We start from the raw sequence: 25889 nt of genomic DNA, 5'->3' as shown, positions 1-25889 counted from the left end.
TGAATCGGCAGACCGTATCGATTTTCGATGCCAAATAGTTCCGCCGGCAACTAGATTCCGCTCCCACCGCATCACCTGCATCACCGGAGCCCCGCCATGAACCGCCCAGACCGTTCGCCGACCGTGCCGCTGTTTCGCCGTCTCTCGCATCTGTCGTCCCGCGAGCGCGGGCTGCTGGCCGCCTTCGCCGCCTTCGTGCTCATTGCCTGCCTGGGGCCCGCCGTGCCCGATCCGAGCGCGGCGGCCGGGGCCGCCTTCGCCGACGACCGCGCCTGGCGCGGCTTGCCGTTCGCGGTGGATGTGCTGAGCAACCTGCCATTCGCGGCCTTCGGCCTGTGGGGCCTGCTGCGGCTGCGGCGCTTCGACACGCTGCATGAGCGGCTGTGCGCAGCCAACGCACTCGACTGTGCCTGGCTGTTCTTCGCCGGGCTGATCTTCACCGCCGCCGGCTCGGTCTTCTATCACCTGCAGCCGGACGCGCTGCGCCTCGCCGCCGACCGCGCCGGCATGGCGATCGCCTTCGCCGGCATCGTCGGCCTGGCGGTGTGCGAGCGGGTCAGCTCGCGCGCCGGCTGGCCGGCGGCCTGCGCAGCCTTTCTCGGCGGCATGCTGGCGGTAGCGGCCTACCACGAGCGCGGCGATGTGCTGCCCTGGGCCGTGGTGCAGTTCGGTGGCATGGCGCTGGTGCTGGTGCTTGCCGTGCTGCGGCCGGTGCCCGGTGCCATCGGCCTGCGGCTCGGCGCGGTGGTCCTGTTCTATGCCGTGGCCAAGCTGTTCGAGCTGGGCGACCAGGCGATCTTCGAGGCCACCGGGCAGTTCGTCTCGGGCCACAGCCTGAAGCATCTGGTGGCCGCCTGCGCCGCCTGGCCGGTGCTGCGGGCCATCGATGGGCTGGCTGGCCTGGGCCCTGCGGCACAATCCACGCGCCACCGCCATGACGGTCTGAGGAGCCCGACAGGGACATTCGAATGACATCACCTGCCGCTGCCGCCGAGACACACGCCAATCAGTTCGCCCTGCTGGGCCAGCGGCGCTTCGCCCCCTTCTTCTGGACGCAGTTCGCCGGCGCGGCCAACGACAACCTCTTCAAGTTCGCCTTCACCGTGATGGTGACCTATCAGCTCCAGCTGAGCTGGATGCCGCCGGCGCTGGCCGGCCTGGCGATCGGGGCGTTGTTCATCCTGCCCTTCCTGCTGTTCTCGGCAACGGCCGGCCAGCTGACCGACAAGTACGACAAGACGAAGATGATCCGCTTCGTCAAGAACCTCGAGATCGCGATCATGTTCATCGCGGCCTGGGGCTTCGTGCGGGCCGACGCCGCGGTGCTGCTCGGCTGCGTCTTCCTGATGGGCCTGCATTCCACGCTGTTCGGCCCGGTCAAGTTCGCCTACCTGCCGCAGGTGCTCGACGCGCGCGAGCTCACCGGCGGCAACGGCATGGTCGAGATGGGCACCTTCGTCGCCATCCTGCTGGGCCAGGTGGCCGGTGGCCTGCTGGTGGCGCTGCCGGGTGTCGGCCACACGACGGTGGCAGTCGCGTGCGTGGGGCTGGCGCTGGTGGGGCGTGGCGTGGCGCAGGCCATTCCGACCGCGCCGGCGACCGACCCGAACCTCGTCATCAACTGGAACCCGTTCAGCGAAACCTGGCGCAACCTGAAGCTGGCGCACGGCAACCTGGTCGTGTTCCGCTCGCTCCTGGGCATCTCGTGGATGTGGTTCTTCGGCGCCGTCTTCCTGAGCCAGTTTCCGAGCTTCGCGAAGGAGGTGCTGCACGGCAACGAACAAGTCGCCTCGCTGCTCTTGGTGGTGTTCTCGATCGGCATCGGCATCGGCTCGCTGTTGTGCGAAACACTGAGCCGCCGTCAGGTCGAGATCGGCCTGGTGCCGCTCGGCGCCATTGGCATGAGCGTGTTCGCGATCGACCTGTACTTCGCCTCGCGCGGCCTGCCCGCGGCGCCGGAGATGGGCCTGGGCGCCTTCGTCGGCCAGGCAGCGCACTGGCGCGTGATGGCCGATCTCGGCCTGCTGTCGCTCTTCGCCGGCCTCTACAGCGTGCCGATGTACGCGCTGATCCAGCTGCGCAGCCAGCCGACGCACCGCGCGCGCATCATCGCGGCAAACAACATCCTGAATGCGCTCTTCATGATCGCCAGCGCGGTCATCGCCGGCGCGCTGCTCAAGGCCGGCTTCACCATCCCGCAGATCTTCCTGTTCACCGGCATCGCCAACGCGGTGGTGGCCTTCTACATCTTCATGCTGGTGCCGGAATACCTGCTGCGCTTCGTGTCCTGGCTGCTGTCGCACTTCATCTACCGCTTTCGCATCCGCGGCGACGAGCACATCCCGACCGAGGGCGCGGCGGTGCTGGTGTGCAACCATGTGAGCTTCATCGACGCCGTGCTGCTCATGGCGGCCAGCCCGCGTCCCATCCGCTTCATCATGGACCACCGCATCTTCCGGGTGCCGGTGCTGGGAGCGCTCTTCAAGCTGGCCAAGGCGATCCCGATTGCGCCGCAGAAGGACGACCCGGTCGCCTACGAGCGCGCCTTCGCGCAGGCGGTCGACGTGTTGCGCGAGGGCGACTTGCTCGCCATCTTCCCCGAGGGCGCGATCACCCGCGACGGCACGCTGCAGCCCTTCAAGGGCGGCGTGATGAAGATCCTGGCGGCAGCACGGGCCGAGGGCATCGACCCGCCAGTGATCCCGATGGCGCTGACCAACCTCTGGGGCTCCTTCTTCAGTCGCATCGAGCAGCGTGACGGGCAGAACGTCGCCATGGTGCGGCCCTTCCGCCGCGGGCTGTTCAGCCGTGTGGGGCTCAACGTCGGGCCGGCCGTGCCCGGCGCGCAGGTGCAGCCCGAATCGCTCCAGTCGCGCGTCAGCGGACTGCTCGCCGCTTGATGGCGGGGCTGCGCGACGCCTTCTGGGGGACGCTCGGCGCCGTGCCGCCGGAGTTCTGGCACGCCTTCACCTGGCTGGGCGACAGCGGCCTGATGCTGCCGGCGTCGGTGCTGATCGTGCTGCTGCTGTGGCTGTCGCCGGGCGGCAGCCGCTGGACCGCCTTCAGCTGGTGCCTGGCCTTCGGCGCCGGTGGCGCGCTGATCGTGGCATCGAAGCTCGCGTTCATGGGCTGGGGCATCGGCAGCGCCCGCTTGAACTTCACCGGCTTCAGCGGCCACACGGCCATCAGCACCAGCGTGTGGTCGGTGGCGCTCTGGATGCTGGCGGCGCGGCGGTCGGCCGCGGTGCGCCGCATCGCGGTGGCGGCCGGCTGGGCCCTGGGCGCGGCCATCGGTGCGTCGCGCCTGGCGATCTTCGCGCACTCGGCGTCGGAGGTGGTAGCCGGCCTGCTGCTGGGCATCGCGATCTGCCTTGCCTTCCTGCGACTTGTGCGCCGCCAACCGGCGCCCCGGGTGCCCTGGCCGGCGATGCTGCTCGGCTTGCTGCTGCCGCTGGCCTTCCAGACGCCCGGCGCGCCGGCGCCGACGCAGAACCTGCTCGAAGCCATCGCCGTCCGGCTGGCCGGCATCGAGCGCCCCTACACCCGGGACGATCTGCGACGGACCTGATGCGGCGTATGGGTATCGAAATTCGATACTGAAGGCGCTGCACAGGAGGCCTGGTGCATTGAAATGCGCCTTCTCGGCGAAGTGGAGTCGATCATCCGATCACCTTCACAACGCCGCGAGGCTTTCATGCAACCCCTTCCTTTCCACGTCTCCGTCCAACGCGATACCCGCGCCTGGCAGTTCCAGGTCTGGACCTCCTTCGGCGTCGCCGTGTCGCTCTGCGCCATCGGCCTCGGCTGGCTGCCCGGTGCGGCGCTCGACCGCGCCTTCATGGTGATGGGCTACGTGTTCTGCCTGTCGGCGGCTTTCGTGTTGGCGAAGTTTGTGCGCGACAACCAGCACGGTGCGACCCGCTCGGCCGGCGACACGCCGATGTGGAAGCTGGTGGTCTGGGGCGGCTTCCTCACCGCCATGGGGTTGACCGGCTGGGGCCTGCTGCGCATGGACATCAACGAAACCTACAAGGCCTTCCTCGGTGTGAGTTGGCTGTTCCTCATCAGCGCGGCCTTCACGCTGGCCAAGACGCTGCGGGACCGCCATGAGGCCGATCTGGCCGAGGCCCGCCTGCAAGGCCGCCGCGAAGCCCGTGGCGCTGACAGCGCTGCGGAATGACGCGCAGTACCCGGACCCTTTTCAGGAGCAATCTGATGAAAAAGACATTGATCGTTTCCCTGCTGGCCGCCTGCACCGTCTGCACCGCTTTCGTGGCGCACGCGCAGAGCGAAGCCTCGGTGGCCCTGTCGCTGCTGCCAGTGGCCTCGGTGGTCGGTACCGCCTCGGTGGCGGGCGCTGCCGCCAGTGCCGTGGTGGCCGTGCCGGTCGCTTTGTCGGTGGGCGGTGCCGCGCTCACGGTGGTGGCGGTCGAGGCCTCGGCCGCGGGCACCGTCTGCCTGCTCGAGCGCGCGTCGGACGGCGCACGTGCCAGTGTGCGGCTTGCCGGTCATGCGGTGCAGGGCAGCGCGATCGCGGTCGGCACCGTCGTCACGGTGAGCGTGATCGGCAGCGGCGTCGTGCTGTCCGCTGCGGGCGAGATGATCGCCTTCATTCCCAACACCATCGGCCGGGCGCTGCTTCACAACGAGAGGCTGATGTGAACCCGCGCGCCCCCACCCATTTCGGCCACTACGACGATTTCGGACGCGAAGTGGCGGCGCCGGGCTGGCCCTGGCGCGTGCGCATGGCGCTGCGCACCGCGCTGCTCGCGGCGGCGGTCGTGCTGGCCGGCCTGTTCCTCTTTCCGACCGAATCGCACGCGGGCCGCTCGTGCGAACAGGTCCGCCCCACCGCGCAGCAGGTGCAGCAGGGCCTGACGCTGGCCGAGCGAACGGCGCAGGCGCTGGACGCCAGCGGCGCGCGCGTGGTGCTGCTGGCACGCGCCGGCCAGGACCTGGGCAAGTACGGGCTGCGCTGGTCGCATGTCGGCATCGCCTTCAAGACCGACGCCGGCCCGTGGCGCGTGGCACACAAGCTCAACCAGTGCGGCACGGCGGTGGCCGGCCTCTACCGCCAGGGGCTGGGCGAGTTCTTCCTCGACGATCCGTGGCGCTACGAGGCCGCGTGGTCGGTGCCCACGTCGGCGGTGCAGTCGCAACTCGCGGCGCTGCTGGCGGCGCCACCCGCGGCCGGCATCGGGCGCCTGCACACGCCGGCCTACAGCCTGGTGAGCTATGTGTGGGCCGACAAATACCAGCAGTCGAACCAGTGGGTGATCGAGACGCTGGCGCTGGCCATGGAGTCGTCGACCGTGACCGACCGCAGCCAGGCGCAGGCGTGGCTGCGCTTGAAGGGCTATGCGCCAACCACGCTCACGCTCGGCCCGCTCACGCGGCTGGGTGGGCGCATGAGCAAGGCCAACGTGGCGTTCGACGACCATCCCAACGAGAAGCGCTTTGCCGATCGCATCGAGACGGTCAGCGCCGATTCGGTGTTCGCCTGGCTGCAGCGCAGCGGGCTGGGCGCGGCGCCGGTCACACTCGGGCTGTAACGCGTTCGAGGGAACGCATCACTGGAAAGAAGAACAATGAGCAAATCCTTGCGCCTCTCTGAAAAATGGTTTCGCCGCGGCCTCTGGCTGGTGGCGCTGGTGTTCGCCAGCTTCCTGATCGGCCTCGGCGGCACCCTGGTGGGTGACCTGCCGCAGGTCGAGCGGGCCCTGCAACTCGACGACTTCATCGACCGTGCGGCGGCGGAGCCCTTGCGGGCCGGTGTGCGCGAGGCCGAGCGCACCGAGCAGCAGGCGGCCCGCGAGTTGGAGCAGGCCGAGCTGAAGCTGTCCGTGGCCCAGCAGTCCAGCCGCACGGCGCGCGAAACCTTCGGCAACTGGGTGGCGACGCGCCGTGCCACGGCGCAGCCCGACCAGGACGCCGAGCTGATCGCGCGCACCCGTGCGCTCGATGCCCTGAAGGCCAAGGAAGACGAGGCCCAGCAGAAGGTCGACGTGCAGGAGCAGGTCGCGCTGGACGCGCGCCAGGCGCAGGCGTCTGCGCGGCAGAAACTCGCCGAGCTCGAGGCAACGGCACAGGAAAAGCTCAACGCCGAATACCGCCGCGTCGAGCTGCGCGTGTTCGGCTACCGACTGGCGCTCACGCTGCCGCTGCTGCTCGTGGCCGGCTGGCTGTTCGTGAAGAAGCGCAAGAGCACCTACTGGCCCTTCGTCTGGGGCTTCATCTTCTTCGCGCTGTTCGCCTTCTTCGTCGAGCTGGTGCCCTACCTGCCGAGCTACGGCGGCTATGTGCGCTACGTGGTGGGCATCGTGCTGACGGTGCTGGTCGGGCGCTATGCGATCGTCGCGCTCAACCGCTACCTGGCCCGTCAGAAGCTGGCCGAGGCACAGCCGGACATCGTGCGGCGCGAGGAGCTGAGCTACGACACCGCGCTGGCGCGCCTGGCCAAGAGCGTGTGCCCCGGCTGCGAGCGCCCGGTGGACCTGAAGAACCCGGCGATCGATTTCTGCCCGCACTGCGGCATCGGCCTGTTCGACCATTGCGGTGCCTGCGATGCGCGCAAGAGCGCCTTCTCGAAGTTCTGCCATGCATGCGGCACGTCGGCACAGACGCGAACACTTTCGGACAAGCAAACAGTGGCTGGCGCCTTGCCTGCGTGATAGAAGCTTCGTGCGGCGCCCGGCGCCGCGTTTCACAGAACCAGTCTGATATTCAAGGAGTACTCATGAGCATTTTCGGCAAGATTTTTTCCAAGATTTTTCCGTCGGCCAACGCTGCCGAGGTGACGGCTGCGCCGGCACCTGCACCTTCGGCAAGCGCCCCGGCCCCGGTCGCACCGCCGCCCTCCATTCCGCTGGGCGACGTGACCCCCATCCTGGATGCCATGCCCGGCGCGAGCGCTCTGAACTGGCGCACGTCCATCGTGGATCTGATGAAGCTGCTCGGCCTGGACAGCAGCCTCGCCGCGCGCAAGGAACTGGCCAACGAGTTGATCTACACCGGCAACGACGAGCCGGGCTCTGCGGGCTGGAACCTCTGGCTGCACCGCCAGGTCATGACCCGCATCGCCGCCAACGGCGGCACCGTGCCGGCCGAACTGCGCGACTGATTCGCCGCGCTCGCATCCGAAGCCCGTCGCCGACGGGCTTTTTTACGCTTGGGCCGAGCGGCGTATGGCTTCCGTCGAATGGGCAGCGCCGTTGTGCGCGCCTACGCTTGCCGGCTTTCCATGCGACGGGATCCAGCGATGTCCTTTTCCTACTGCCGTGCCGTGGTGCGGCTCGTCCTCGTCTCGGCGAGCGCCTGGGCGCTCACTGCCCACGGCGAAGCCGCTGCCGGCGTGAAACTGTTCAAGATCGTCTCGCCGCGCGACGACATCGTCGTCGGTGTCGACGTCGAGCAGCTCGGCAGGGGCAACGAGCCCGCGGTGCAGCGGCTCGCCGCGCTGCTGGCCGAGAAGGGCCAGATCACGCTTTGGCAATATGCCTCCGCCAAGGAGGCGGACGGTGCGCTGGTGCAGGCGCCACTGCGGCAGATCGCGGTGTTCAAGAGCGAGCTGCTGCGCATTGAGCCGTACAGCACGCCGCTGCCGGTCAAGCCCTTCATCGCTGCGGCCAAATAGCCGCTGACGCCCGGTTCACACCCCGCGTGCGCGCTCGGCCTTGAACTGCTGCCGGAACTCGGCGAAGCGCCTGGCGTCGAGCGCTTCGCGGATCTCGCGCATCAGGTTCAGGTAGTAGTGCAGGTTGTGGATGGTGCAGAGCATCGGGCCGAGCATCTCGCCGCAGCGGTCGAGGTGGTGCAGGTAAGCGCGGCTGAAGCCCTCGCGGCCGCCGTCGTTCCAGCTCACACCGGATGTGCCGGCGCAGGCGTGGCAGGTGCAGCTCGGGTCGACCGGCTGCGGGTCCATCTTGTGGCGCGCGTTGCGCATCTTCAGGTCGCCGTAGCGCGTGAACATCGTGCCGTTGCGCGCATTGCGCGTGGGCATCACGCAGTCGAACATGTCAACGCCGTCGGCCACGCCCTGCACCAGGTCCTCGGGCGTGCCCACGCCCATCAGGTAGCGCGGTTTGTGGGCCGGCAGCCGGTGCGGCGTGTGGCCCATGATGTGCAGCATCTCTTCTTTCGGCTCACCCACGCTCACGCCGCCGATGGCGTAGCCGGGAAAGTCCATGTCGACCAGCGCGGCCAGCGATTCCTCGCGCAGGTTCTCGAACATGCCGCCCTGCACGATGCCGAACAGCGCGTTCGGGTTCTCGAGTCGCGCGAATTCGGTCTTGCAGCGCTGCGCCCAGCGCAGGCTCAGTTCCATCGACGTGCGCGCCTCGGCCTCGGTCGTGATGTGGCCGTTCGTATCGTAGGGCGTGCATTCGTCGAACTGCATGACGATGTCGCTGTTGAGGATGGCCTGGATCTGCATCGAGACCTCGGGCGTGAGGAACAGCTTGTCGCCATTGACCGGCGATGCGAACTTCACGCCTTCCTCGCTGATCTTGCGCATCGCGCCCAGCGACCACACCTGGAAGCCGCCCGAGTCGGTGAGGATCGGCTTGTCCCACTTTTCGAACTGGTGCAGCCCGCCGAAGCTCGCCATCACGTCGAGGCCGGGGCGCATCCACAGGTGGAAGGTGTTGCCCAGGATGATCTGTGCGCCCATCTCTTGGAGGCTGCGCGGCATCACGCCCTTGACGGTGCCGTAGGTGCCCACGGGCATGAAGATCGGCGTCTGCACCGGGCCGTGGTTGAGCGTGAGCGTGCCGCGGCGCGCATGGCTCGTCGGGTCGGTGGTGAGCAGTTCGAAGTTCAGCATGGGTTCAGTCCTGTCGTGCCAGCAGCATGGCGTCGCCGTAGCTGAAGAAGCGGTAGCGGTGGGCGATGGCGTGGGCGTACAGCGCCATCACGCGCTCGTAGCCGGCGAGGGCGCTCACCAGCATCATCAGCGTGCTCTTGGGAAGGTGGAAGTTGGTGATCAGCAGGTCGACGTGCGTGAAGTCGAAGCCCGGCGTGATGAAGATGCGCGTATCGCCGGACGCCTCACCGCTCTTCGCCCACGATTCGAGCGTGCGCACGGTGGTTGTGCCGACCGCGACCACACGGCCGCCGCGCGCCTTGCAGTCGGCGATGGCGCGCTGGGTGGCTTCGGGCACCTCGTAGCGCTCGGCGTGCATCGTGTGCTCGGCGATGTTCTCGGTTTTCACCGGCTGGAAGGTGCCGGCGCCGACGTGCAGCGTGACGCTGGCTCGCTGCACGCCGCGCGTTTCGAGCTCGGCCAGCAGCCCTTCATCGAAGTGCAGCGCGGCGGTCGGTGCGGCCACGGCACCGGGGACGCGCGCGAACACGGTCTGGTAGCGGCTTTCGTCTTCGGCCGAGTCGGTGTGCGCGATGTACGGTGGCAGTGGCACATGGCCGCAGCGCGCCATCAGCGCGTAGGGGTCTTCGCCGGCCGGGCTTTCGAAGGCGAAGCGGAAGAGAGCGCCGTCTTCTTCCGGCCAGCGGCCGAGCAGCGTGGCGGTGAAGCCGCCGACCATCTGCAGTGTGGTGCCGACAGGCGGCTTCTTGCTGACCTTCATGTGGCACACCGTCTCCTGACCCTGCAGCACGCGCTCGACCAGCAGCTCGAGCTTGCCGCCCGTCGGCTTCTCGCCGAAAAGCCGCGCCTTGACCACGCGGGTGTCGTTGAAGACCAGCAGGTCGCCGCGCTTCAGCTGGCTGGGCAGGTCGCGGAAGATGCGGTCGACCGGTGCGGCGCCCGTGCCATCGAGCAGGCGCGACGAGGTGCGTTCGGTGGCGGGGTGCTGCGCGACCAGATCGGGCGGCAGGGCGAAATCGAAATCGGAAAGCGTGAAGGCGCGCATGGTGCTTGAGGGCCGGACGGGCCCGTGCCAAGGAGGCGGGGGAGACGGACTGGAGACGGAAATCGGGCGCGATTGTCCCATGGCGGAAAAGGCCGGATGCGCGGCAGGGCGGCGCGGCAGAATCGGTGCATGACCACGCCACCCGTTTCGAATCCCGACGCCGCGGGCGTGTCGGCGCCACGCTTCGGCGATGCGCCGCAGCATGTGCTGGTCACCGGGGGCACCGGCTTCGTCGGCCGCCATCTGGTCGCGGCGCTGCGGGCCGACGGCCACAGCGTGACCGTGTGGACGCGCGATGTGGCGGCCGCCGCCCGGCGATTCGGCGCGACCGTGCGTTGCGTTCGACAGCTCGACGAGATCCCTGCGACGCCCGCGGTCGACGTGGTGGTCAATCTCGCCGGTGCGCGCATCGTCGGTCCGCGCTGGACGGCTGCGCGCCAGGCCGCATTGCTTGCGAGCCGCGCGGGGCTGACCGATGCGCTGGTCGCGTGGATCGCGCGCCGGCCTGTCAAGCCGTGGCTGATGCTGTCCGGCTCGGCCATCGGCTACTACGGCGTGCAGCCGCAGGGCGCTGTGGCGGAACTGACCGAGGCGAGCCCGCCGCAACCCCTCTTCATGTCGCGTCTGTGCCAGGCGTGGGAAGCGTCGGCGCACGCTGCTGCCGCGCACGGCGTGCGTGTGGCCTGCCTGCGCTTCGGCCTGGTGTTGGGGCACGGCGGTGCGTTGCCGGGGCTTCTGCTGCCGGTGAAGATGGGTGCCGGCGGCCGGTTGGGCACCGGCCGGCAGTGGGTGTCGTGGATCCATCTGCAGGATCTGCTGGGCGCCATGGCCCACGTGTGGCGCATCGGGGCAGCCCCAGGCGCGCCGACCGAACCGCAGGCCTGGAACTTCACGGCGCCCGAGGCCCTGGCGCAGGAAGACTTCATGCGCACCGCCGCCCAGGTGTTGCACCGGCCGTTCTGGCTGCCCGTGCCGGCCGCGCCGGTGCGCCTCGCACTCGGCGAGCAGGCCGACGTGCTGCTCGAAGGCCAGCGCGTGGCACCGAAACGCCTGACCGATACAGGCTTTCGCTTCCGTTTCCCCGATGCGCGCAGCGCGCTGCAGGACCTCTGCTGAACGTGCCGCGCAAGCCTTCATCGTCCGTGCCCGATCCGTCATCAAAGCCGACGGGCCCGCCGTCCGTGCCCGTATCACCGGGTACGGGCCTGAGCCTGGTGCAGCGCGCGCTGCGCAAGCTCGGCCTCTCGCGCGACATCGACTTCGCGCTCTACCTGCCGATGCGCTACGAGGACGAGACCCGCATCGTCCGGCTGGCCGATCTGCGCGACGGCGATCTGGGCCAGATCGAGGCGGTGGTGACCGAGAGCGAGGTGAGCTTTCGCCCGCGCCGCCAGCTCGTCGTGACGGTCGACGACGGCAGCGACACCTGCCAGCTGCGCTTCTTCAATTTCTATCCGTCGCAGCAGAAGCAACTGGCGGTCGGCGCCCGCGTGCGTGTGCGGGGCGAGGCGCGTGGCGGCTTCCTCGGGCGGCAGATGATGCATCCGACGGTGAAGGCGGCCGGCACCGCGCTGCCCGATGCGCTGACGCCGGTGTACTCCACCATCGCCGGCCTGGCGCAACCGGTGCTGCGGCGCGAGGTGCGCGCCGGCCTGGCGCGCGCGGTGCTCGACGAGACGGTGCCCGCGCAGATCGGCCTGCGCGGTGCGTGGCCGCTGCGCGATGCGCTGAACTTTCTGCACTACCCGACGCCCGACGTGTCGATCGCCGCGCTGGAAGACCACAGCCACCCGGCCTGGCAGCGGCTGAAGGCCGAGGAACTGCTGGCGCAGCAGCTGTCGCAGCTGCAGGCCCGACGCGAGCGGGCGGCGCAGCGCGCGCCGGTGCTGTCGCCGTCGACCGCCTCGGATTCGCTGCATGCGCGCCTGCTGGCGGTGCTGCCCTTTGCGCTCACCGGCGCACAGCAGCGCGTGGGCGAGGAGATCACGCACGACCTGGCGCGCACGGCACCGATGCACCGCCTGCTGCAGGGCGATGTCGGTTCGGGCAAGACGGTGGTCGCCGCGCTCGCCGCGGCACGCTGCATCGACGCCGGCTTTCAGTGCGCGTTGATGGCGCCGACCGAGATCCTCGCCGCGCAGCACTTCGGCAAACTGATCGGCTGGCTCGACCCGCTGCTGGCCGAGCGCGGGCTGTGCGTGGCCTGGCTCACCGGCAGCCAGAAAAAGAAGGAGCGCGACGCCATGACCGCGGCCGTCGAGAGCGGCGAGGCGGCGCTGGTGATCGGCACGCATGCGGTGATCTCGGAGAAGGTGCAGTTCAAGCGCCTGGCGCTGGCCATCATCGATGAGCAGCACCGTTTCGGTGTGGCGCAGCGGCTGGCACTCCGCGGCAAGGCCGTGGACCGAAGCTCCGGGGGCAAGGCAGGTGCCGTCCTCGAACCCCATCTTTTGATGATGAGCGCCACGCCCATCCCGCGCACGCTCGCCATGAGCTACTACGCCGACCTGGACGTCTCCACGCTCGACGAGCTGCCGCCCGGCCGCACGCCCATCGTCACCAAGCTGGTGGCCGAGCACCGGCGCGACGAGGTCATCGACCGCATCCAGGCGCAGCTCGCGCAGGGCCGGCAGGTGTATTGGGTCTGTCCGCTGATCGAGGAGAGCGAGGCGGTCGACCTGCGCAACGCCACCGAGACGCGCGACGAACTCGCCGGCATGCTGGGCGACGCGGTGCAGGTCGGGCTGCTGCATTCGCGCATGCCGACGGCCGAGAAGCAGGACGTGATGGCGCGCTTCACGGCCAATGAGGTGCAGGTGCTGGTCAGCACGACGGTGATCGAGGTCGGCGTCGACGTGCCGAATGCCTCGCTGATGGTGATCGAGCATGCGGAGCGTTTCGGCCTGTCGCAGCTGCACCAGCTGCGCGGCCGCGTGGGGCGCGGCGCCGCGGCGTCGGCCTGCGTGCTGCTCTACGCGCCGAACGAAGGCGGGCGCGTGGGCGAGACGGCCCGGGCGCGACTGAAGGCGATGGCGGAAACCGGCGACGGCTTCGAGATTGCCCGGCGCGACCTGGAAATCCGCGGTCCCGGCGAATTCCTCGGTGCCAAGCAGTCGGGTGCGCCGCTGCTGCGCTTCGCGGACCTGACCGAGGACGCGCTGCTGCTGGACTGGGCGCGCGCGCTGGCGCCGCAGATGCTCGACCAGCATCCCGAACTCGCGCAAAAGCACGTCGACCGCTGGCTGGGCAGCAAGGCGGAATATCTGAAGGCCTGAGCCCGGCGTCGTTTCGGGCTCTTGCGCATAATCGCTGCGGTGACCCTCACCGAACTCAAATACATCGTCGCGGTCGCCAGGGAGCGGCATTTCGGCAAGGCGGCGGAAGCCTGCTATGTCTCGCAGCCGACCTTGTCCGTCGCCATCAAGAAGCTGGAGGACGAGCTCGAGGTGAAGCTCTTCGAGCGCAGCGCCGGCGAGGTGACGGTCACGCCGCTGGGCGAGCAAATCGTGCAGCAGGCGCAGAGCGTGCTCGACCAGGCGGCCAGCATCAAGGAGATCGCCAAGCGCGGCAAGGACCCGCTGGCGGGCGCCCTGAACCTCGGCATCATCTACACGATCGGGCCGTACCTGCTGCCCGACCTGGTGCGGCAGAACATCGCGCGCACGCCGCAGATGCCGCTGATGCTGCAGGAGAACTTCACCGTCAAGCTGCTGGAGATGCTGCGCGCCGGCGAGATCGACTGCGCCATCATGGCCGAGCCCTTCCCGGACACCGGCCTGGCCGTGGCGCCGCTCTACGACGAGCCCTTCGTCGCAGTGCTGCCCACGAGCCACCCGCTGGCCGTGCGCGAGTCGATCAGCTCCGATGCGTTGAAGAACGAGACGATGTTGTTGCTCGGCACCGGCCACTGCTTCCGCGACCATGTGCTCGAGGTGTGCCCGGAGTTCGCGCGCTTCTCGAGCAATGCCGAGGGCATCCGCAAGAGTTTCGAGGGCTCGTCGCTCGAGACGATCAAGCACATGGTGGCCTCGGGCATGGGCGTGACGCTGGTGCCGCGGCTGTCGGTGCCGGCGGAAGCGCTCAAGCCCAAGGGCCGCGGCCGCAGCAAGGAGCCCGAGCAGATGGTGCGCTACCTGCCGATCCACGACGGCGAGGGACGCGCACCGCCGACGCGCCGGGTGGTGCTCGCCTGGCGACGCAGCTTCACCCGCTACGAGGCCATCGCAGCGCTGCGCAACGCCATCTATGCCTGCGAACTGCCGGGTGTGACGCGGCTGTCCTGATCGAGATGCGGCCTTTGCCTACGCGCCACGGCGCGGCGGGGGCCAATCGCTGCGATAGAGTCTCGCTGTTGCGACGCAGCCGGCAGGCCTCTACAGTCGCCAACGTCTCCCTGTTCAATCCTTCGAAGGAAATCGTCGTCATGGCCAAAGCCCCCAACAAGCCCGAGAAGAAGCTCAAGTCCACGATCAGCGCGGCCCCCGCCGCCGGCGCCGGCAAGGTGCCGACCAAGGGCGACGCGAAGGTGTCGCAAGAGTCGGGCAGCCGGAATGCGCCGATCATCAACATCGGCATCGACCGCCAGGACCGCGCCGCCATCGCCGAAGGCCTGAGCCGCGTGCTGGCCGACACCTACACGCTGTACCTCACGACGCACAACTTCCACTGGAACGTGACCGGCCCGCACTTCAACTCGCTGCATGCGATGTTCATGGGCCAGTACACCGAGCTGTGGAATTCGACCGACGTCATCGCCGAGCGCATCCGTGCGCTGGGCCACTATGCGCCGGGCTCGTACGCCGAGTTCAGCAAGATCGCTACCGTGCCCGACGTTCCGCTGGTGCCGCCGAAGGCGATGGAAATGGTGCGCATCCTGGTGAAGGGCCACGAGACCGTGTCGCGCATCGCGCGCGAGTTCATCCCGGTGGCCGAAGAAGCAGGCGACGATCCGACCGCCGACATGCTGACGGCGCGCTGCACGGTGCATGACCAGACGGCATGGATGCTGCGCTCGCTGCTCGAGGAGTGAGTTCGTGCGGGGCGCAAGCCCTGTCATGAAGAGGAGCGGCACAATGCCGCTCTTTTCGTTTCTGGAGCTTTCGTGAAGGCTGGCGGGCGACTCGCGCTGTACTTGGATCTCATTCGTTGGAACCGGCCCGCCGGTTGGCTGCTGCTGCTGTGGCCGACGCTGGGGGCGCTGTGGTTCGCTGCAGGCGGGTGGCCCGGCTGGCATCTGCTGGCCGTCTTCGTGCTCGGCACGATCCTCATGCGCAGCGCCGGTTGCTGCGTCAACGACGTGGCCGACCGCGACTTCGATCGGCACGTCAAGCGCACCGCGCAGCGGCCGGTGACCAGCGGGGCGGTGTCCGTCAAGCAGGCACTGGGCTTGGGCGCGCTATTGGCGCTGCTGGCCTTCGGCCTGGCGTTGACGACCAATGCGGCGGTGATCGTCTGGGCTTTTGTCGGCCTGGCGGTGACGCTGGTCTATCCCTTCGCCAAGCGCTTCGTCTCGCTCCCGCAGGCGGTCCTCGGCATCGCCTTTTCGATCGGCATCCCGATGGCCTTTTGCGCAGCCGGCGGGCCGTCGGTGCCGGCGGCCGAGGCCTTCGCGCGCGTGCCCCTGGCGGGCTGGGCGTTGCTGTTGGGCAACCTGGGCTGGGTGCTGGCCTACGACACCGAATATGCGATGGTCGACCGCGACGACGATCTGAAGATCGGGATGAAGACCTCGGCCATCACCTTCGGGCGCTTCGACGTGGCGGCCGTGATGCTCTGCTATGCCCTGTTTCTGGTGCTGTGGGGCACGGTCGGCTTCCGTGCGGGGCTGGGCGTCGCCTTTGCGGCCGGCCTTGCCGCCGCAGCGGCGCAGGTCGTCTGGCACTGGCGCCTGATCCACGATCGGACGCGCGAAGGCTGCTTTCGTGCGTTCCGGCTGAACCACTGGGTCGGGTTCGCCGTCTTTGTCGGCATCGTGGCCGGCTACACGCCCCCCTGAATCGCGGCCGCCGTGCCTCAGGCGCGGCCGAATTCCTGCGCCAGCTCCCGGGCGCGTTGCTCGGCGGCGCGAATCGCCGTCTTGAACTGCGCCTTGACGCCGGCCGCCTCCAGCGCGCTCAGCGCGGCATGGGTGGTGCCGCCCTTTGAAGTGACGCGCTCACGCAGCACCGACGGTGGTTCGCTCGAAGCCTGGGCCAGCGCCGATGCACCGGTGAAGGTGCCGATCGCCAGTTGCTGCGCCTGGGCCAGCGGCAGGCCCATTTCGACCCCGGCCTCGGTCATCGCCTCGATGAAATAGAAGACATAAGCCGGCCCGGAGCCCGAGACGGCCGTCACTGCGTCCAGGGCGCTCTCGGCATCGACCCAGAGCAGCTGGCCGGTCGGTGCCAGCACCCGTTCGATCAGCGCGCGTCCGGCGGCGGTCACGCCGGGACGGGCGAACAGGCCGCTCATGCCCTGGCCGACAAGCGCGGGCGTGTTGGGCATGGCGCGAACGACCGCGTCGGTGCCCAGCCAGCCGGCAATGCTGCCAGACGGAATGCCCGCAGCGACGCTCAGGTGCAGCGCGCCCGTGGTCAGGGCGCGGACCGGCCGGGTCGCGTCGGCAAAGGTCTGCGGCTTGACCGCCCAGACGACGACCTGGCAGCGCGCCAGGGCCTCGCCGGCACAGGCCAGTGGCGTGATGCCGAAGTCACGCGCCAAGCGCGCGCGCGCTTCCTCGAAAGGCTCGACCACCTCGACCGCCGAGACCGGCAGGCCTTGGCGAATCAGCCCGCCCAGGATGGCGCTGGCCATGTTGCCGCCTCCGATGAAGGCGATCGGGGGCAGGGCGGCGGCGAAGGTGTCGGGCATGGCGGGCTGGGAAAAGGCAGAAGAGGCCAGAATTGTCGCTCCAGCCCCACCGCTGCTCGAAATCTTTGAAGGCAGGGCGTTGACATGCCAGGAACACCGTGCAACAATCGCGGGCTTCGCTTCAAAAAGGCGAAGCATTCCGCCCAGACGGAAGCACTCCAAGTGGTTTGGGGTGCCGACGACGGGCCCAAGACTGACTGCGCAGCGCCATGAGGGGTTGCTCGGTACAAGTTGGGAACTACTAGCAATGATCCAAACTGAATCCCGGCTCGACGTGGCCGACAACACGGGCGCGAAATCCGTCCTGTGTATCAAGGTGCTCGGTGGCTCCAAGCGGCGTTATGCCAGCGTGGGCGACGTCATCAAGGTCAGCATCAAAGAAGCTGCTCCGCGTGGGCGTGTCAAGAAGGGCGAGATCTACAGCGCCGTCGTGGTGCGTACCGCCAAGGGCATCCGTCGCGCAGACGGTTCGCTCGTCAAGTTCGACGGCAATGCCGCCGTGCTGCTCAACGCCAAGCTGGAGCCGATCGGCACCCGCATCTTCGGACCCGTGACGCGCGAACTGCGTACCGAGAAGTTCATGAAGATCGTCTCGCTGGCTCCCGAAGTTCTGTAAGGACAACTACGCCATGAACAAGATTCGCAAAGGCGACCAGGTCATCGTGTTGGCCGGGCGCGACAAGGGCAAGCGCGGCACGGTCTCGCTGCGCACCGACGACTCGTACCTGATCGTCGACGGCGTCAATATCGTCAAGAAGCACGCCAAGCCGAACCCGCTCAAGGGTACGACCGGTGGCATCGTCGAAAAGACCATGCCCATCCACCAATCGAACGTGGCGATCTTCAATGCCGCGACCGGCAAGGCCGATCGCGTGGGCATCAAGGTTGCGGACGGCAAGCGCGTTCGCGTCTTCAAGTCCAGCGGCGACGAAATCAAGATCGCCTAAGGGGAACTCACATGGCACGTCTCCAACAAATCTACCGCGACAAGATCGCGAAGGACCTGACCGAGAAGTTCGGCTACAAGTCGCCGATGCAGGTTCCGCGTCTGACCAAGATCACGCTCAACATGGGTGTGGGTGAAGCAGTCGCCGACAAGAAGGTTCTCGACAACGCCGTCGGCGACCTGACCAAGATCGCCGGCCAGAAGCCGGTCGTCACCAAGTCGAAGAAGGCCATCGCTGGTTTCAAGATCCGCGAAATGCAACCGATCGGCTGCATGGTCACGCTGCGCGGCGTGCAGATGTATGAGTTCCTGGACCGTTTCGTGACCGTGGCGCTGCCGCGTGTTCGCGACTTCCGCGGGATCTCCGGTCGCGCCTTCGACGGCCGCGGCAACTACAACATCGGCGTGAAAGAGCAGATCATTTTCCCCGAGATCGAATACGACAAGGTCGATGCCCTGCGCGGTCTCAACATCAGCATCACGACGACGGCCAAGACCGACGAAGAAGCCAAGGCGCTTCTCGCTGGTTTCCGTTTCCCGTTCAAGAACTGAGGCGAACCGTGGCTAAACAATCCCTGATCCAACGCGAACTCAAGCGCGACAAGCTGGTCGCCAAGTTCGCTGCAAAGCACGCCGAACTGAAGGCCGCCTCGAACGACCTGAAGAAGAGCGACGAAGAGCGCGCTGCTGCCCGTCTGGGTCTGCAGAAGCTCCCGCGCAACGCGAACCCCACGCGTCAGCGCAACCGTTGCGCCATCACGGGTCGCCCCCGCGGTACTTTCCGTCAATTCGGTCTGGCCCGCGCCAAGATCCGTGAACTGGCTTTCGCTGGCGACATCCCCGGTGTCACCAAGGCCAGCTGGTAAGCCAGGCAGGAGCAAACAACATGAGCATGAGTGATCCCATTGCCGACCTGCTGACGCGTATCCGTAACGCGCAGATGGTGGCGAAGCCCACCGTGTCGATCCCGTCTTCCAAGGTGAAGGCTGCGATCGCACAAGTCCTCAAGGACGAAGGCTACATCGACGGTTTCGAAGTCAAGACCGAAGCCGGCAAGTCCGAACTCGTCATCACGCTGAAGTACTACGCTGGCCGCCCGGTCATCGAGCGTATCGAACGCGTGAGCCGCCCAGGTCTGCGCGTCTACAAGGCCAGCGCAGCCATCCCGCAAGTCCAGAACGGCCTCGGCGTCGCCATCGTCACGACCCCCCAGGGCGTGATGACCGACCGCAAGGCACGCGCTACCGGTGTCGGTGGCGAAGTCCTGTGCTACGTCGCCTAACCGAGACATTGAGGAGTCACTGAAATGTCCCGAGTCGGAAAAATGCCGGTCGCCATCCCCGCAGGTGTGGATGTGTCGATCAAAGACGACCAGATCAACGTGAAGGGCACGGGCGGCACGCTCGCGCTGACGCGCAATGCCCTGGTCAACGTCGTCAACAAAGACGGCAAGCTGAGCTTCGAACCCGCCAACGAATCGCGTGAAGCCAACGCGATGAGCGGCACGTTCCGTCAGCTCGTCAACAACATGGTCGTCGGCGTGACGAAGGGCTTCGAGAAGAAGCTCAACCTCGTCGGCGTGGGCTTCAAGGCTGCGGCCTCGAACAACAAGTTGAACCTGCAAGTCGGTTACTCGCACCCGGTCAACATCGAGATGCCCCAGGGCATCACGGTGGCCACCGCGACCCCGACCGAAATCGTGATCAAGGGCGCTGACCGTCAGCGCGTTGGTCAAATCGCCGCTGAGATCCGCGCTGTTCGTCCGCCTGAGCCTTACAAGGGCAAGGGCATCCGTTATTCGGACGAGAAGATCGTGATCAAAGAGACCAAGAAGAAGTAAGGGGCAGCAAAATGATGTTGACCAAAAAAGCACAACGTCTGCGCCGCTCGCGTCAGACCCGCATCCGGATCGCGACGCAAGGCGTTGCGCGCCTGACGGTGAATCGCACCAACCTGCACATCTATGCCACCGTCATCTCCGACGACGGCACCAAGGTGATCGCCACTGCATCGACGGCCGAAGCCGAAGTGCGCACGGCGCTGGGCGGTTCGGGCAAGGGTGGCAATGCCGCCGCTGCAACGGCCATCGGCAAGCGCATCGCTGAAAAGGCGAAGGCTGCCGGTGTCGAGAAGGTCGCCTTCGACCGCGCTGGTTTCGCCTACCACGGCCGCGTCAAGGCGCTGGCCGAGGCCGCCCGCGAAGCCGGCCTGCAGTTCTAAACGGACACGAGATTCAAAATGGCAAAGATTCAAGCAAGAACGCAGAACGAAGGCCCTGAAGACGGTTTGCGCGAGAAGATGATCGCGATCAACCGTGTCACCAAGGTGGTGAAGGGTGGTCGTATCCTCGGTTTCGCGGCACTCACCGTGGTCGGCGACGGCGACGGCAAGGTTGGCATGGGCAAGGGCAAGTCGAAGGAAGTGCCGGCAGCCGTGCAGAAGGCCATGGAAGAAGCACGCCGCAACCTGTTCCAGATCTCGATCAAGAACGGCACGCTGCATCACCGCGTGACGGGTCACCATGGCGCCGCTTCGGTCGTCATGATCCCTGCCCCGAAGGGTACCGGCATCATCGCCGGCGGTCCGATGCGCGCCGTGTTCGAAGTCCTGGGCATCACCGACATCGTGGCCAAGAGCCATGGTTCGTCGAACCCCTACAACATGGTCCGTGCCACGCTGGACGGCCTGAAGAACTCGACGACCGCGTCTGCCGTTGCTGCCAAGCGCGGTCTGACGGTCGAAGAGCTGTTCGCCTGAACAGGAGCATCGACATGACGACGCAAGAACAAACCACCGTCAAGGTGCAGCTGGTGAAGAGCCCGATCGGCACCAAGGAATCGCATCGTGCGACCGTGCGTGGCCTCGGCCTTCGCAAGCTCAACAGCGTGAGCGAGCTGCAGGACACGCCCGCCGTGCGCGGCATGATCAACAAGATCAGTTATCTGGTCAAAGTTCTGTAAGAGAGACTGATATGGAACTCAATGGCATCAAGCCGGCAGCGGGCGCCAAGCACGCGAAGCGTCGCGTCGGCCGCGGTATCGGCTCCGGCATCGGCAAGACCGCGGGTCGCGGTCACAAGGGTCAGAAGTCCCGTGCGGGCGGCTTTCACAAGGTCGGCTTCGAAGGCGGTCAAATGCCGCTGCAGCGTCGTCTGCCGAAGCGTGGCTTCAAGTCGCAATCGCTCAAGTACAACGCCGAAGTCACGCTGACGTCGCTCGAAGCCCTCGGCGCTGCCGAAGTCGACATGCTGACGCTGAAGCAGGCGGGCCTGGTCGGTCACATGATCAAGGTCGTCAAGGTCATCAAGACCGGCGAACTGACCAAGGCCGTCAAGCTGACGGGCATCGGCGCGACCGCCGGCGCCAAGGCTGCGATCGAAGCCGTTGGCGGCAGCGTCGCCTAAAGACCGGACTGAAAGAAGATCTCCGTGGCAACTAACGCGGCAACGCTCGCAAAGACAGGCAAGTTCGGTGACCTCCGTCGCCGGCTGGTCTTCTTGCTGCTCGCGCTCGTGGTCTACCGGATCGGCGCGCACATCCCTGTGCCGGGCATCAACCCGGACCAGCTGGCGCAGTTGTTCCAGGGCCAGCAGGGCGGCATCCTGAGCCTGTTCAACATGTTCTCGGGCGGTGCGCTGTCGCGCTTCACCGTGTTCGCGCTGGGCATCATGCCGTACATCTCCGCTTCGATCATCATGCAGTTGATGACCTATGTGGTGCCGACCTTCGAGCAGTTGAAGAAGGAAGGCGAGTCCGGTCGTCGCAAGATCACGCAGTACACGCGTTACGGCACGTTGGGCCTAGCCCTGTTCCAGTCCTTCAGCATTGCGGTGGCGCTCGAGTCGTCGGCCGGCCTGGTGATCACGCCCGGCTTCGGTTTCCGCCTGACGGCCATGATCAGCCTGACGGCTGGTTCGATGTTCCTGATGTGGCTCGGCGAGCAGATCACCGAACGCGGCCTGGGCAACGGCATCTCGATCCTGATCTTCTCGGGCATCGCTGCCGGTCTGCCGAACGCCATCGGCGGTCTGCTGGAGCTGGTGCGCACCGGTGCCATGAACGTGCTCGTTGCACTGTTCATCGTGGCAGTGGTCGTGCTGGTGACCTACTTCGTGGTGTTCGTCGAACGTGGCCAGCGCAAGATCCTGGTGAACTATGCGCGGCGCCAGGTGGGCAACAAGGTCTACGGTGGCCAGTCGTCACACCTTCCGCTGAAGCTGAACATGGCTGGCGTGATTCCGCCGATCTTCGCGTCGTCGATCATCCTGTTGCCGGCCACCGTGGTGGGCTGGTTCAGCACGGGCGACAGCATGCGCTGGATCAAGGACATTGCCGGCGCGCTCACACCGGGTCAACCGATCTATGTGATGCTCTACGCGGCTGCAATCGTTTTCTTCTGCTTCTTCTACACGGCCCTCGTGTTCAACAGCAAGGAAACCGCCGACAACCTGAAGAAGAGCGGGGCGTTCATTCCGGGCATCCGTCCGGGTGACCAGACGGCACGCTACATCGACAAGATCCTGGTTCGCTTGACGTTGGCTGGCGCGGTGTACATCACCTTCGTCTGTCTGCTGCCCGAGTTCCTGATCCTCAAATACAACGTGCCGTTTTATTTCGGCGGCACCTCCCTGTTGATCATCGTGGTCGTCACGATGGACTTCATGGCCCAAGTACAGAACTACATGATGTCGCAGCAATACGAATCGCTGCTCAAGAAGGCCAACTTCAAGACATCTTGAGCACTGCTGCAACACATCGAACACGTTTTAGGAGAGTCATATGAGAGTTTCGGCTTCGGTCAAGACCATCTGCCGCAATTGCAAGATCATCCGCCGCAAGGGTGTGGTGCGTGTGATCTGTACCGACCCGCGCCACAAGCAGCGCCAGGGTTGATCAAAGAGTATTAGAGGACGCACATGGCACGTATTGCTGGCATCAACATTCCGCCGCACAAGCACGCTGAGATCGGCCTGACCGCCATCTTCGGTATCGGTCGCACCCGCGCCCGTCAAATCTGCGAAGCGAGCGGCATCGACTATTCGAAGAAGATCAAGGATCTGACCGACGCCGATCTCGAAAAGATCCGCGACCAGATCGCTCTCTTCACCATCGAAGGCGACCTGCGTCGCGAGACGACGATGAACATCAAGCGATTGATGGACATCGGCTGCTATCGCGGCTTCCGCCATCGCCGTGGCCTGCCGATGCGCGGCCAGCGCACGCGCACCAATGCCCGTACCCGCAAGGGTCCGCGCAAGGCCGCGCAGTCCCTGAAGAAATAAGGATTGAAACAGCATGGCTAAAGCTCCTGCCAATAACGCCGCACAGCGCGTTCGCAAGAAGGTTCGCAAGAACGTTGCGGACGGCATCGCCCACGTGCACGCCTCGTTCAACAACACGATCATCACGATCACGGACCGCCAGGGCAACGCTCTGTCGTGGGCCTCGTCGGGTGGCCAGGGTTTCAAGGGCTCGCGCAAGTCGACGCCTTTCGCTGCCCAGGTGGCGTCGGAAGTGGCCGGCCGTGCTGCTGTCGAACAAGGCATCAAGAACCTCGACGTCGAGATCAAGGGCCCTGGCCCCGGTCGTGAATCGTCAGTGCGCGCCCTGGCGGCGCTCGGCATCCGGATCAATTCCATTGCCGATGTGACCCCGGTTCCGCACAACGGTTGCCGTCCGCAAAAACGTCGCCGGATCTGATCGCTTGGCGATCAGGCGTCGTCGCATCCAAGCGTCGAAGCCACCGCGCAGTCCGCTTCACAGCGGCTGCGCATTTTGTTTTCACAAGCCCACCGCCATCGGCACGCCGCTGATGGCTCCTGCAGATCACCGCTGCAGCAGATGACACAAAGGAAGATCACGTGGCACGCTACCTCGGCCCCAAGGCCAAACTTTCCCGCCGTGAAGGCACCGACCTGTTTCTGAAGAGCGCTCGTCGCTCGATTCAGGACAAGTCGAAGTTCGACTCCAAGCCCGGCCAGCACGGCCGCACTTCGGGTCAACGCACCTCCGACTTCGGTCTGCAGCTGCGCGAAAAGCAAAAGGTCAAGCGCATGTACGGCGTGCTCGAGAAGCAGTTCCGCCGCTACTTCGAGGAAGCCGATCGCCGCCGTGGCAACACCGGCGCCAATCTGCTGTTCATCCTCGAATCGCGCCTGGACAACGTCGTCTACCGCATGGGCTTCGGCTCGACCCGTGCCGAGGCACGCCAACTCGTGTCGCACCGTGCTATCACGGTGAACGGCCAGTCGGTCAACATCGCGTCGTACCTGGTGAAGACCGGTGACGTGATCGCCGTGCGCGACAAGTCCAAGAAGCAGACCCGTATCGCCGAAGCGCTGCAGCTGGCTGCACAAGTCGGCATGCCGGCTTGGGTGGAAGTGAACGCCGACAAGGCCGAAGGCACCTTCAAGAAGGTTCCGGATCGCGACGAATTCGCCGCCGACATCAACGAATCGCTGATCGTCGAACTGTATTCGCGCTAAACGGACGATAACGAGGCTGCTGCGCAGCCTCGTCCTTGTGATTTTTTGTTCCCTCCGCGCTGCACCGCGACAGGGCACTTCACCAGCCTTACCGGTGTAACGAACCGGGGGTATTGAGAGGAAGTCTGCATGCAAACCACCCTGCTGAAACCCAAGACCATCCAGGTCGAGCAACTGGCCGCCAACAAGGCAAAGGTCACGCTCGAGCCTTTCGAGCGCGGCTACGGCCACACGCTCGGCAACGCGCTGCGTCGCGTGCTGCTGTCGTCGATGGTCGGTTATTCGGCCACCGAAGTGACGATCGCCGGCGTGCTCCATGAGTACTCCTCGATCGATGGCGTCCAGGAAGACGTCGTCAACATCCTGCTGAACCTCAAGGGCGTGGTGTTCAAGCTCCACAACCGCGATGAAGTCACGCTGAGCCTGCGCAAGGACGGCGAAGGCCCGGTGCTGGCGTCGGACATCCAGACGCCGCACGACGTCGAGATCATCAACCCTGACCATGTCATCGCCCATCTGTCGCAAGGCGGCAAGCTCGACATGCAGATCAAGGTCGAGAAGGGCCGCGGCTACGTGCCCGGCACGATGCGCCGCTATGCGGACGAGCCGACGAAGTCCATCGGCCGCATCGTTCTCGATGCCTCGTTCTCGCCCGTCAAGCGCGTGAGCTACACCGTCGAAAGCGCCCGCGTCGAACAGCGCACCGACCTGGACAAGCTGCTCATCGAGATCGAAACCAACGGCGCCATCACCGCAGAAGACGCGGTCCGTGCCTCGGCCAAGATCCTGGTGGAGCAGCTCGCTGTGTTCGCGCAGCTCGAAGGTGGCGAACTCGCTGCGTTCGATACGCCCGCACCGCGCAGCGCCCAGCAGTTCGATCCGATCTTGCTGCGCCCGGTCGACGAGCTCGAACTCACGGTGCGTTCGGCGAACTGCCTGAAGGCCGAGAACATCTACTACATTGGTGATCTGATCCAGCGCACCGAAAACGAGCTGCTCAAGACCCCCAACCTCGGTCGCAAGTCGCTCAACGAAATCAAGGAAGTCCTCGCATCGCGTGGCCTCACCTTGGGCATGAAGCTCGAAAGCTGGCCGCCGGCCGGTCTCGACAAGCGTTAATCTAAAATCGGCTCCCCCAAGGGCCAGTGCACCGGGCAGTACCTGACACGGCTGCCTGTTTTTATAAAGTAAAGGAAAGCACCATGCGTCACGGACACGGACTCCGCAAACTCAACCGCACCAGCTCGCACCGCCTTGCGATGCTGCAAAACATGATGAATTCGCTCATCGAGCACGAAGTCATCAAGACCACGGTCCCCAAGGCCAAGGAGCTGCGCCGCGTCATCGAACCGATGATCACGCTGGCGAAGAAGCCCACGCTCGCCAACAAGCGCCTGGCCTTCGACCGCCTGCGCAGCCGCGACAGCGTCGTGAAGCTCTTCGCCGAACTGGGCCCGCGTTACAACACGCGTCCGGGCGGCTACACCCGCATCCTGAAGATGGGTTTCCGCGTGGGCGACAATGCACCCATGGCGCTGGTCGAACTGGTTGACCGTCCCGAAGTGAAAGAAGTAGCTGCCGATGAGCAGACTGCTTCAGAATAAGCTATAATTCCATCTTGCCGCGCGATGGAGCAGCCTGGTAGCTCGTTGGGCTCATAACCCAAAGGTCGCAAGTTCAAATCTTGCTCGCGCAACCAAATTGAAAGGCCCTGTTTTCGAACAGGGCCTTTTTGTTTTGGGTG

General features: G+C 66.1%; 34 protein-coding genes and 1 tRNA gene. 32 read left to right on the top strand and 3 right to left on the bottom strand.

What is annotated here, in order from left to right:
- Positions 1 to 96 precede the first annotated feature (96 nt).
- The 9 genes from ACSFBE_RS20770 (at position 97) to ACSFBE_RS20730 (ending at position 7633) form a co-directional block, all read left to right on the top strand.
- The gene (locus ACSFBE_RS20770; protein ID WP_435492308.1) at positions 97 to 972 is read left to right on the top strand and encodes a hypothetical protein; all 876 of its coding nucleotides are present in this window, start codon (positions 97 to 99) and stop codon (positions 970 to 972) included.
- A complete protein-coding gene (locus tag ACSFBE_RS20765; RefSeq protein ID WP_435492307.1) occupies positions 969 to 2900 on the top strand; it encodes an MFS transporter in 1932 nt (643 codons plus the stop codon). The genes ACSFBE_RS20770 and ACSFBE_RS20765 overlap by 4 nt, the downstream gene beginning before the upstream one ends.
- A complete protein-coding gene (locus tag ACSFBE_RS20760; protein ID WP_435492306.1) occupies positions 2900 to 3568 on the top strand; it encodes a phosphatase PAP2 family protein in 669 nt (222 codons plus the stop codon). Before ACSFBE_RS20765 ends, ACSFBE_RS20760 begins: the two co-directional genes overlap by 1 nt.
- Before the next feature lie 126 nt (positions 3569 to 3694).
- The gene (locus tag ACSFBE_RS20755) at positions 3695 to 4180 is read left to right on the top strand and encodes a YiaA/YiaB family inner membrane protein (protein WP_435492305.1); all 486 of its coding nucleotides are present in this window, start codon (positions 3695 to 3697) and stop codon (positions 4178 to 4180) included.
- 35 nt (positions 4181 to 4215) lie between these two features.
- Positions 4216 to 4662, top strand: coding sequence for a hypothetical protein (locus ACSFBE_RS20750; RefSeq protein WP_435492304.1), 447 nt, complete (start codon positions 4216 to 4218; stop codon positions 4660 to 4662).
- A gap of 83 nt (positions 4663 to 4745) precedes the next feature.
- The gene (locus tag ACSFBE_RS20745) at positions 4746 to 5552 is read left to right on the top strand and encodes a DUF2145 domain-containing protein (RefSeq protein WP_435492441.1); all 807 of its coding nucleotides are present in this window, start codon (positions 4746 to 4748) and stop codon (positions 5550 to 5552) included.
- Between the two features lie 36 nt (positions 5553 to 5588).
- The gene (locus ACSFBE_RS20740) at positions 5589 to 6671 is read left to right on the top strand and encodes a serine endopeptidase (protein WP_435492303.1); all 1083 of its coding nucleotides are present in this window, start codon (positions 5589 to 5591) and stop codon (positions 6669 to 6671) included.
- A gap of 65 nt (positions 6672 to 6736) precedes the next feature.
- Positions 6737 to 7120, top strand: coding sequence for a DUF3597 domain-containing protein (locus ACSFBE_RS20735; protein ID WP_435492302.1), 384 nt, complete (start codon positions 6737 to 6739; stop codon positions 7118 to 7120).
- A gap of 138 nt (positions 7121 to 7258) precedes the next feature.
- Positions 7259 to 7633 (top strand): hypothetical protein, encoded by a 375-nt coding sequence (locus tag ACSFBE_RS20730; protein ID WP_435492301.1) that lies wholly within the window; start codon positions 7259 to 7261, stop codon positions 7631 to 7633.
- A 15-nt stretch (positions 7634 to 7648) separates the two neighbouring features.
- Here the strand turns inward: ACSFBE_RS20730 and tgt are convergent, their stop codons facing one another.
- Entirely contained in the window at positions 7649 to 8821 is a 1173-nt protein-coding gene (tgt, locus tag ACSFBE_RS20725; RefSeq protein WP_435492300.1) for a tRNA guanosine(34) transglycosylase Tgt, read from the bottom strand.
- Between the two features lie 4 nt (positions 8822 to 8825).
- Positions 8826 to 9866 carry a tRNA preQ1(34) S-adenosylmethionine ribosyltransferase-isomerase QueA gene (gene queA, locus ACSFBE_RS20720; RefSeq protein WP_435492299.1) on the bottom strand — a complete coding sequence of 347 codons (1041 nt, stop codon included), beginning with the start codon at positions 9864 to 9866 and terminating at the stop codon, positions 8826 to 8828.
- Between the two features lie 129 nt (positions 9867 to 9995).
- Here queA and ACSFBE_RS20715 point away from each other — a divergent pair, with 129 nt between their 5' ends.
- From ACSFBE_RS20715 to ubiA, 5 genes are all read left to right on the top strand, one after another.
- Entirely contained in the window at positions 9996 to 10982 is a 987-nt protein-coding gene (locus tag ACSFBE_RS20715) for a TIGR01777 family oxidoreductase (RefSeq protein WP_435492298.1), read from the top strand.
- Positions 10983 to 11047: 65 nt separating this feature from the next.
- Positions 11048 to 13141: an ATP-dependent DNA helicase RecG gene (recG, locus tag ACSFBE_RS20710; protein ID WP_435492297.1), complete on the top strand. Its 2094-nt coding sequence runs from the start codon at positions 11048 to 11050 to the stop codon at positions 13139 to 13141.
- A gap of 39 nt (positions 13142 to 13180) precedes the next feature.
- A complete protein-coding gene (locus ACSFBE_RS20705) occupies positions 13181 to 14149 on the top strand; it encodes a LysR substrate-binding domain-containing protein (protein ID WP_435492296.1) in 969 nt (322 codons plus the stop codon).
- A 140-nt stretch (positions 14150 to 14289) separates the two neighbouring features.
- Entirely contained in the window at positions 14290 to 14895 is a 606-nt protein-coding gene (locus tag ACSFBE_RS20700; RefSeq protein WP_435492295.1) for a Dps family protein, read from the top strand.
- A 96-nt stretch (positions 14896 to 14991) separates the two neighbouring features.
- Positions 14992 to 15861, top strand: coding sequence for a 4-hydroxybenzoate octaprenyltransferase (gene ubiA / locus ACSFBE_RS20695; RefSeq protein WP_435492440.1), 870 nt, complete (start codon positions 14992 to 14994; stop codon positions 15859 to 15861).
- A 17-nt stretch (positions 15862 to 15878) separates the two neighbouring features.
- Here the strand turns inward: ubiA and proC are convergent, their stop codons facing one another.
- Positions 15879 to 16715 carry a pyrroline-5-carboxylate reductase gene (gene proC / locus ACSFBE_RS20690; protein ID WP_435492294.1) on the bottom strand — a complete coding sequence of 279 codons (837 nt, stop codon included), beginning with the start codon at positions 16713 to 16715 and terminating at the stop codon, positions 15879 to 15881.
- Positions 16716 to 16962: 247 nt separating this feature from the next.
- Here proC and rplN point away from each other — a divergent pair, with 247 nt between their 5' ends.
- From rplN to ACSFBE_RS20600, 18 genes are all read left to right on the top strand, one after another.
- A complete protein-coding gene (gene rplN, locus ACSFBE_RS20685; RefSeq protein WP_068674584.1) occupies positions 16963 to 17331 on the top strand; it encodes a 50S ribosomal protein L14 in 369 nt (122 codons plus the stop codon).
- A gap of 13 nt (positions 17332 to 17344) precedes the next feature.
- Positions 17345 to 17662 (top strand): 50S ribosomal protein L24, encoded by a 318-nt coding sequence (gene rplX / locus ACSFBE_RS20680; protein WP_286646973.1) that lies wholly within the window; start codon positions 17345 to 17347, stop codon positions 17660 to 17662.
- 11 nt (positions 17663 to 17673) lie between these two features.
- Positions 17674 to 18213 (top strand): 50S ribosomal protein L5, encoded by a 540-nt coding sequence (gene rplE / locus ACSFBE_RS20675; RefSeq protein ID WP_286646972.1) that lies wholly within the window; start codon positions 17674 to 17676, stop codon positions 18211 to 18213.
- Positions 18214 to 18221: 8 nt separating this feature from the next.
- Positions 18222 to 18527: a 30S ribosomal protein S14 gene (rpsN, locus tag ACSFBE_RS20670; RefSeq protein WP_093436359.1), complete on the top strand. Its 306-nt coding sequence runs from the start codon at positions 18222 to 18224 to the stop codon at positions 18525 to 18527.
- A 20-nt stretch (positions 18528 to 18547) separates the two neighbouring features.
- Positions 18548 to 18943: a 30S ribosomal protein S8 gene (gene rpsH, locus ACSFBE_RS20665; RefSeq protein ID WP_192194037.1), complete on the top strand. Its 396-nt coding sequence runs from the start codon at positions 18548 to 18550 to the stop codon at positions 18941 to 18943.
- 24 nt (positions 18944 to 18967) lie between these two features.
- The gene (gene rplF / locus ACSFBE_RS20660) at positions 18968 to 19501 is read left to right on the top strand and encodes a 50S ribosomal protein L6 (RefSeq protein ID WP_262073259.1); all 534 of its coding nucleotides are present in this window, start codon (positions 18968 to 18970) and stop codon (positions 19499 to 19501) included.
- 14 nt (positions 19502 to 19515) lie between these two features.
- A complete protein-coding gene (rplR, locus tag ACSFBE_RS20655; protein ID WP_262073592.1) occupies positions 19516 to 19881 on the top strand; it encodes a 50S ribosomal protein L18 in 366 nt (121 codons plus the stop codon).
- A gap of 18 nt (positions 19882 to 19899) precedes the next feature.
- Positions 19900 to 20418: a 30S ribosomal protein S5 gene (rpsE, locus tag ACSFBE_RS20650; RefSeq protein WP_183028316.1), complete on the top strand. Its 519-nt coding sequence runs from the start codon at positions 19900 to 19902 to the stop codon at positions 20416 to 20418.
- 14 nt (positions 20419 to 20432) lie between these two features.
- A complete protein-coding gene (gene rpmD, locus ACSFBE_RS20645; RefSeq protein WP_435452352.1) occupies positions 20433 to 20621 on the top strand; it encodes a 50S ribosomal protein L30 in 189 nt (62 codons plus the stop codon).
- Positions 20622 to 20632: 11 nt separating this feature from the next.
- The gene (gene rplO, locus ACSFBE_RS20640) at positions 20633 to 21064 is read left to right on the top strand and encodes a 50S ribosomal protein L15 (protein ID WP_435492293.1); all 432 of its coding nucleotides are present in this window, start codon (positions 20633 to 20635) and stop codon (positions 21062 to 21064) included.
- Positions 21065 to 21088: 24 nt separating this feature from the next.
- A complete protein-coding gene (gene secY / locus ACSFBE_RS20635; RefSeq protein WP_435492292.1) occupies positions 21089 to 22399 on the top strand; it encodes a preprotein translocase subunit SecY in 1311 nt (436 codons plus the stop codon).
- A gap of 40 nt (positions 22400 to 22439) precedes the next feature.
- Positions 22440 to 22553, top strand: a complete 114-nt coding sequence (gene rpmJ, locus ACSFBE_RS20630) for a 50S ribosomal protein L36 (protein ID WP_038201958.1) — start codon at positions 22440 to 22442, stop codon at positions 22551 to 22553.
- A 23-nt stretch (positions 22554 to 22576) separates the two neighbouring features.
- Positions 22577 to 22942: a 30S ribosomal protein S13 gene (gene rpsM / locus ACSFBE_RS20625; protein WP_262073265.1), complete on the top strand. Its 366-nt coding sequence runs from the start codon at positions 22577 to 22579 to the stop codon at positions 22940 to 22942.
- 13 nt (positions 22943 to 22955) lie between these two features.
- Positions 22956 to 23360, top strand: a complete 405-nt coding sequence (rpsK, locus tag ACSFBE_RS20620; protein WP_009124825.1) for a 30S ribosomal protein S11 — start codon at positions 22956 to 22958, stop codon at positions 23358 to 23360.
- Positions 23361 to 23521: 161 nt separating this feature from the next.
- Complete coding sequence (rpsD, locus tag ACSFBE_RS20615) at positions 23522 to 24145, top strand: 30S ribosomal protein S4 (protein WP_140840879.1); 624 nt, start codon at positions 23522 to 23524, stop codon at positions 24143 to 24145.
- 129 nt (positions 24146 to 24274) lie between these two features.
- A complete protein-coding gene (locus ACSFBE_RS20610; RefSeq protein WP_435492291.1) occupies positions 24275 to 25264 on the top strand; it encodes a DNA-directed RNA polymerase subunit alpha in 990 nt (329 codons plus the stop codon).
- An 83-nt stretch (positions 25265 to 25347) separates the two neighbouring features.
- Positions 25348 to 25749 carry a 50S ribosomal protein L17 gene (gene rplQ / locus ACSFBE_RS20605; protein WP_286646968.1) on the top strand — a complete coding sequence of 134 codons (402 nt, stop codon included), beginning with the start codon at positions 25348 to 25350 and terminating at the stop codon, positions 25747 to 25749.
- A gap of 18 nt (positions 25750 to 25767) precedes the next feature.
- Positions 25768 to 25844: transfer RNA gene (locus tag ACSFBE_RS20600), tRNA-Met, on the top strand.
- Positions 25845 to 25889 lie beyond the last annotated feature (45 nt).

Source organism: Variovorax sucrosi, assembly GCF_051216635.1.
Classification (GTDB): Bacteria; Pseudomonadota; Gammaproteobacteria; order Burkholderiales; family Burkholderiaceae_C; genus Variovorax.
Note: the sequence above shows the minus strand (reverse complement) of the source record. Positions and strands in the feature narration are given on the sequence as shown.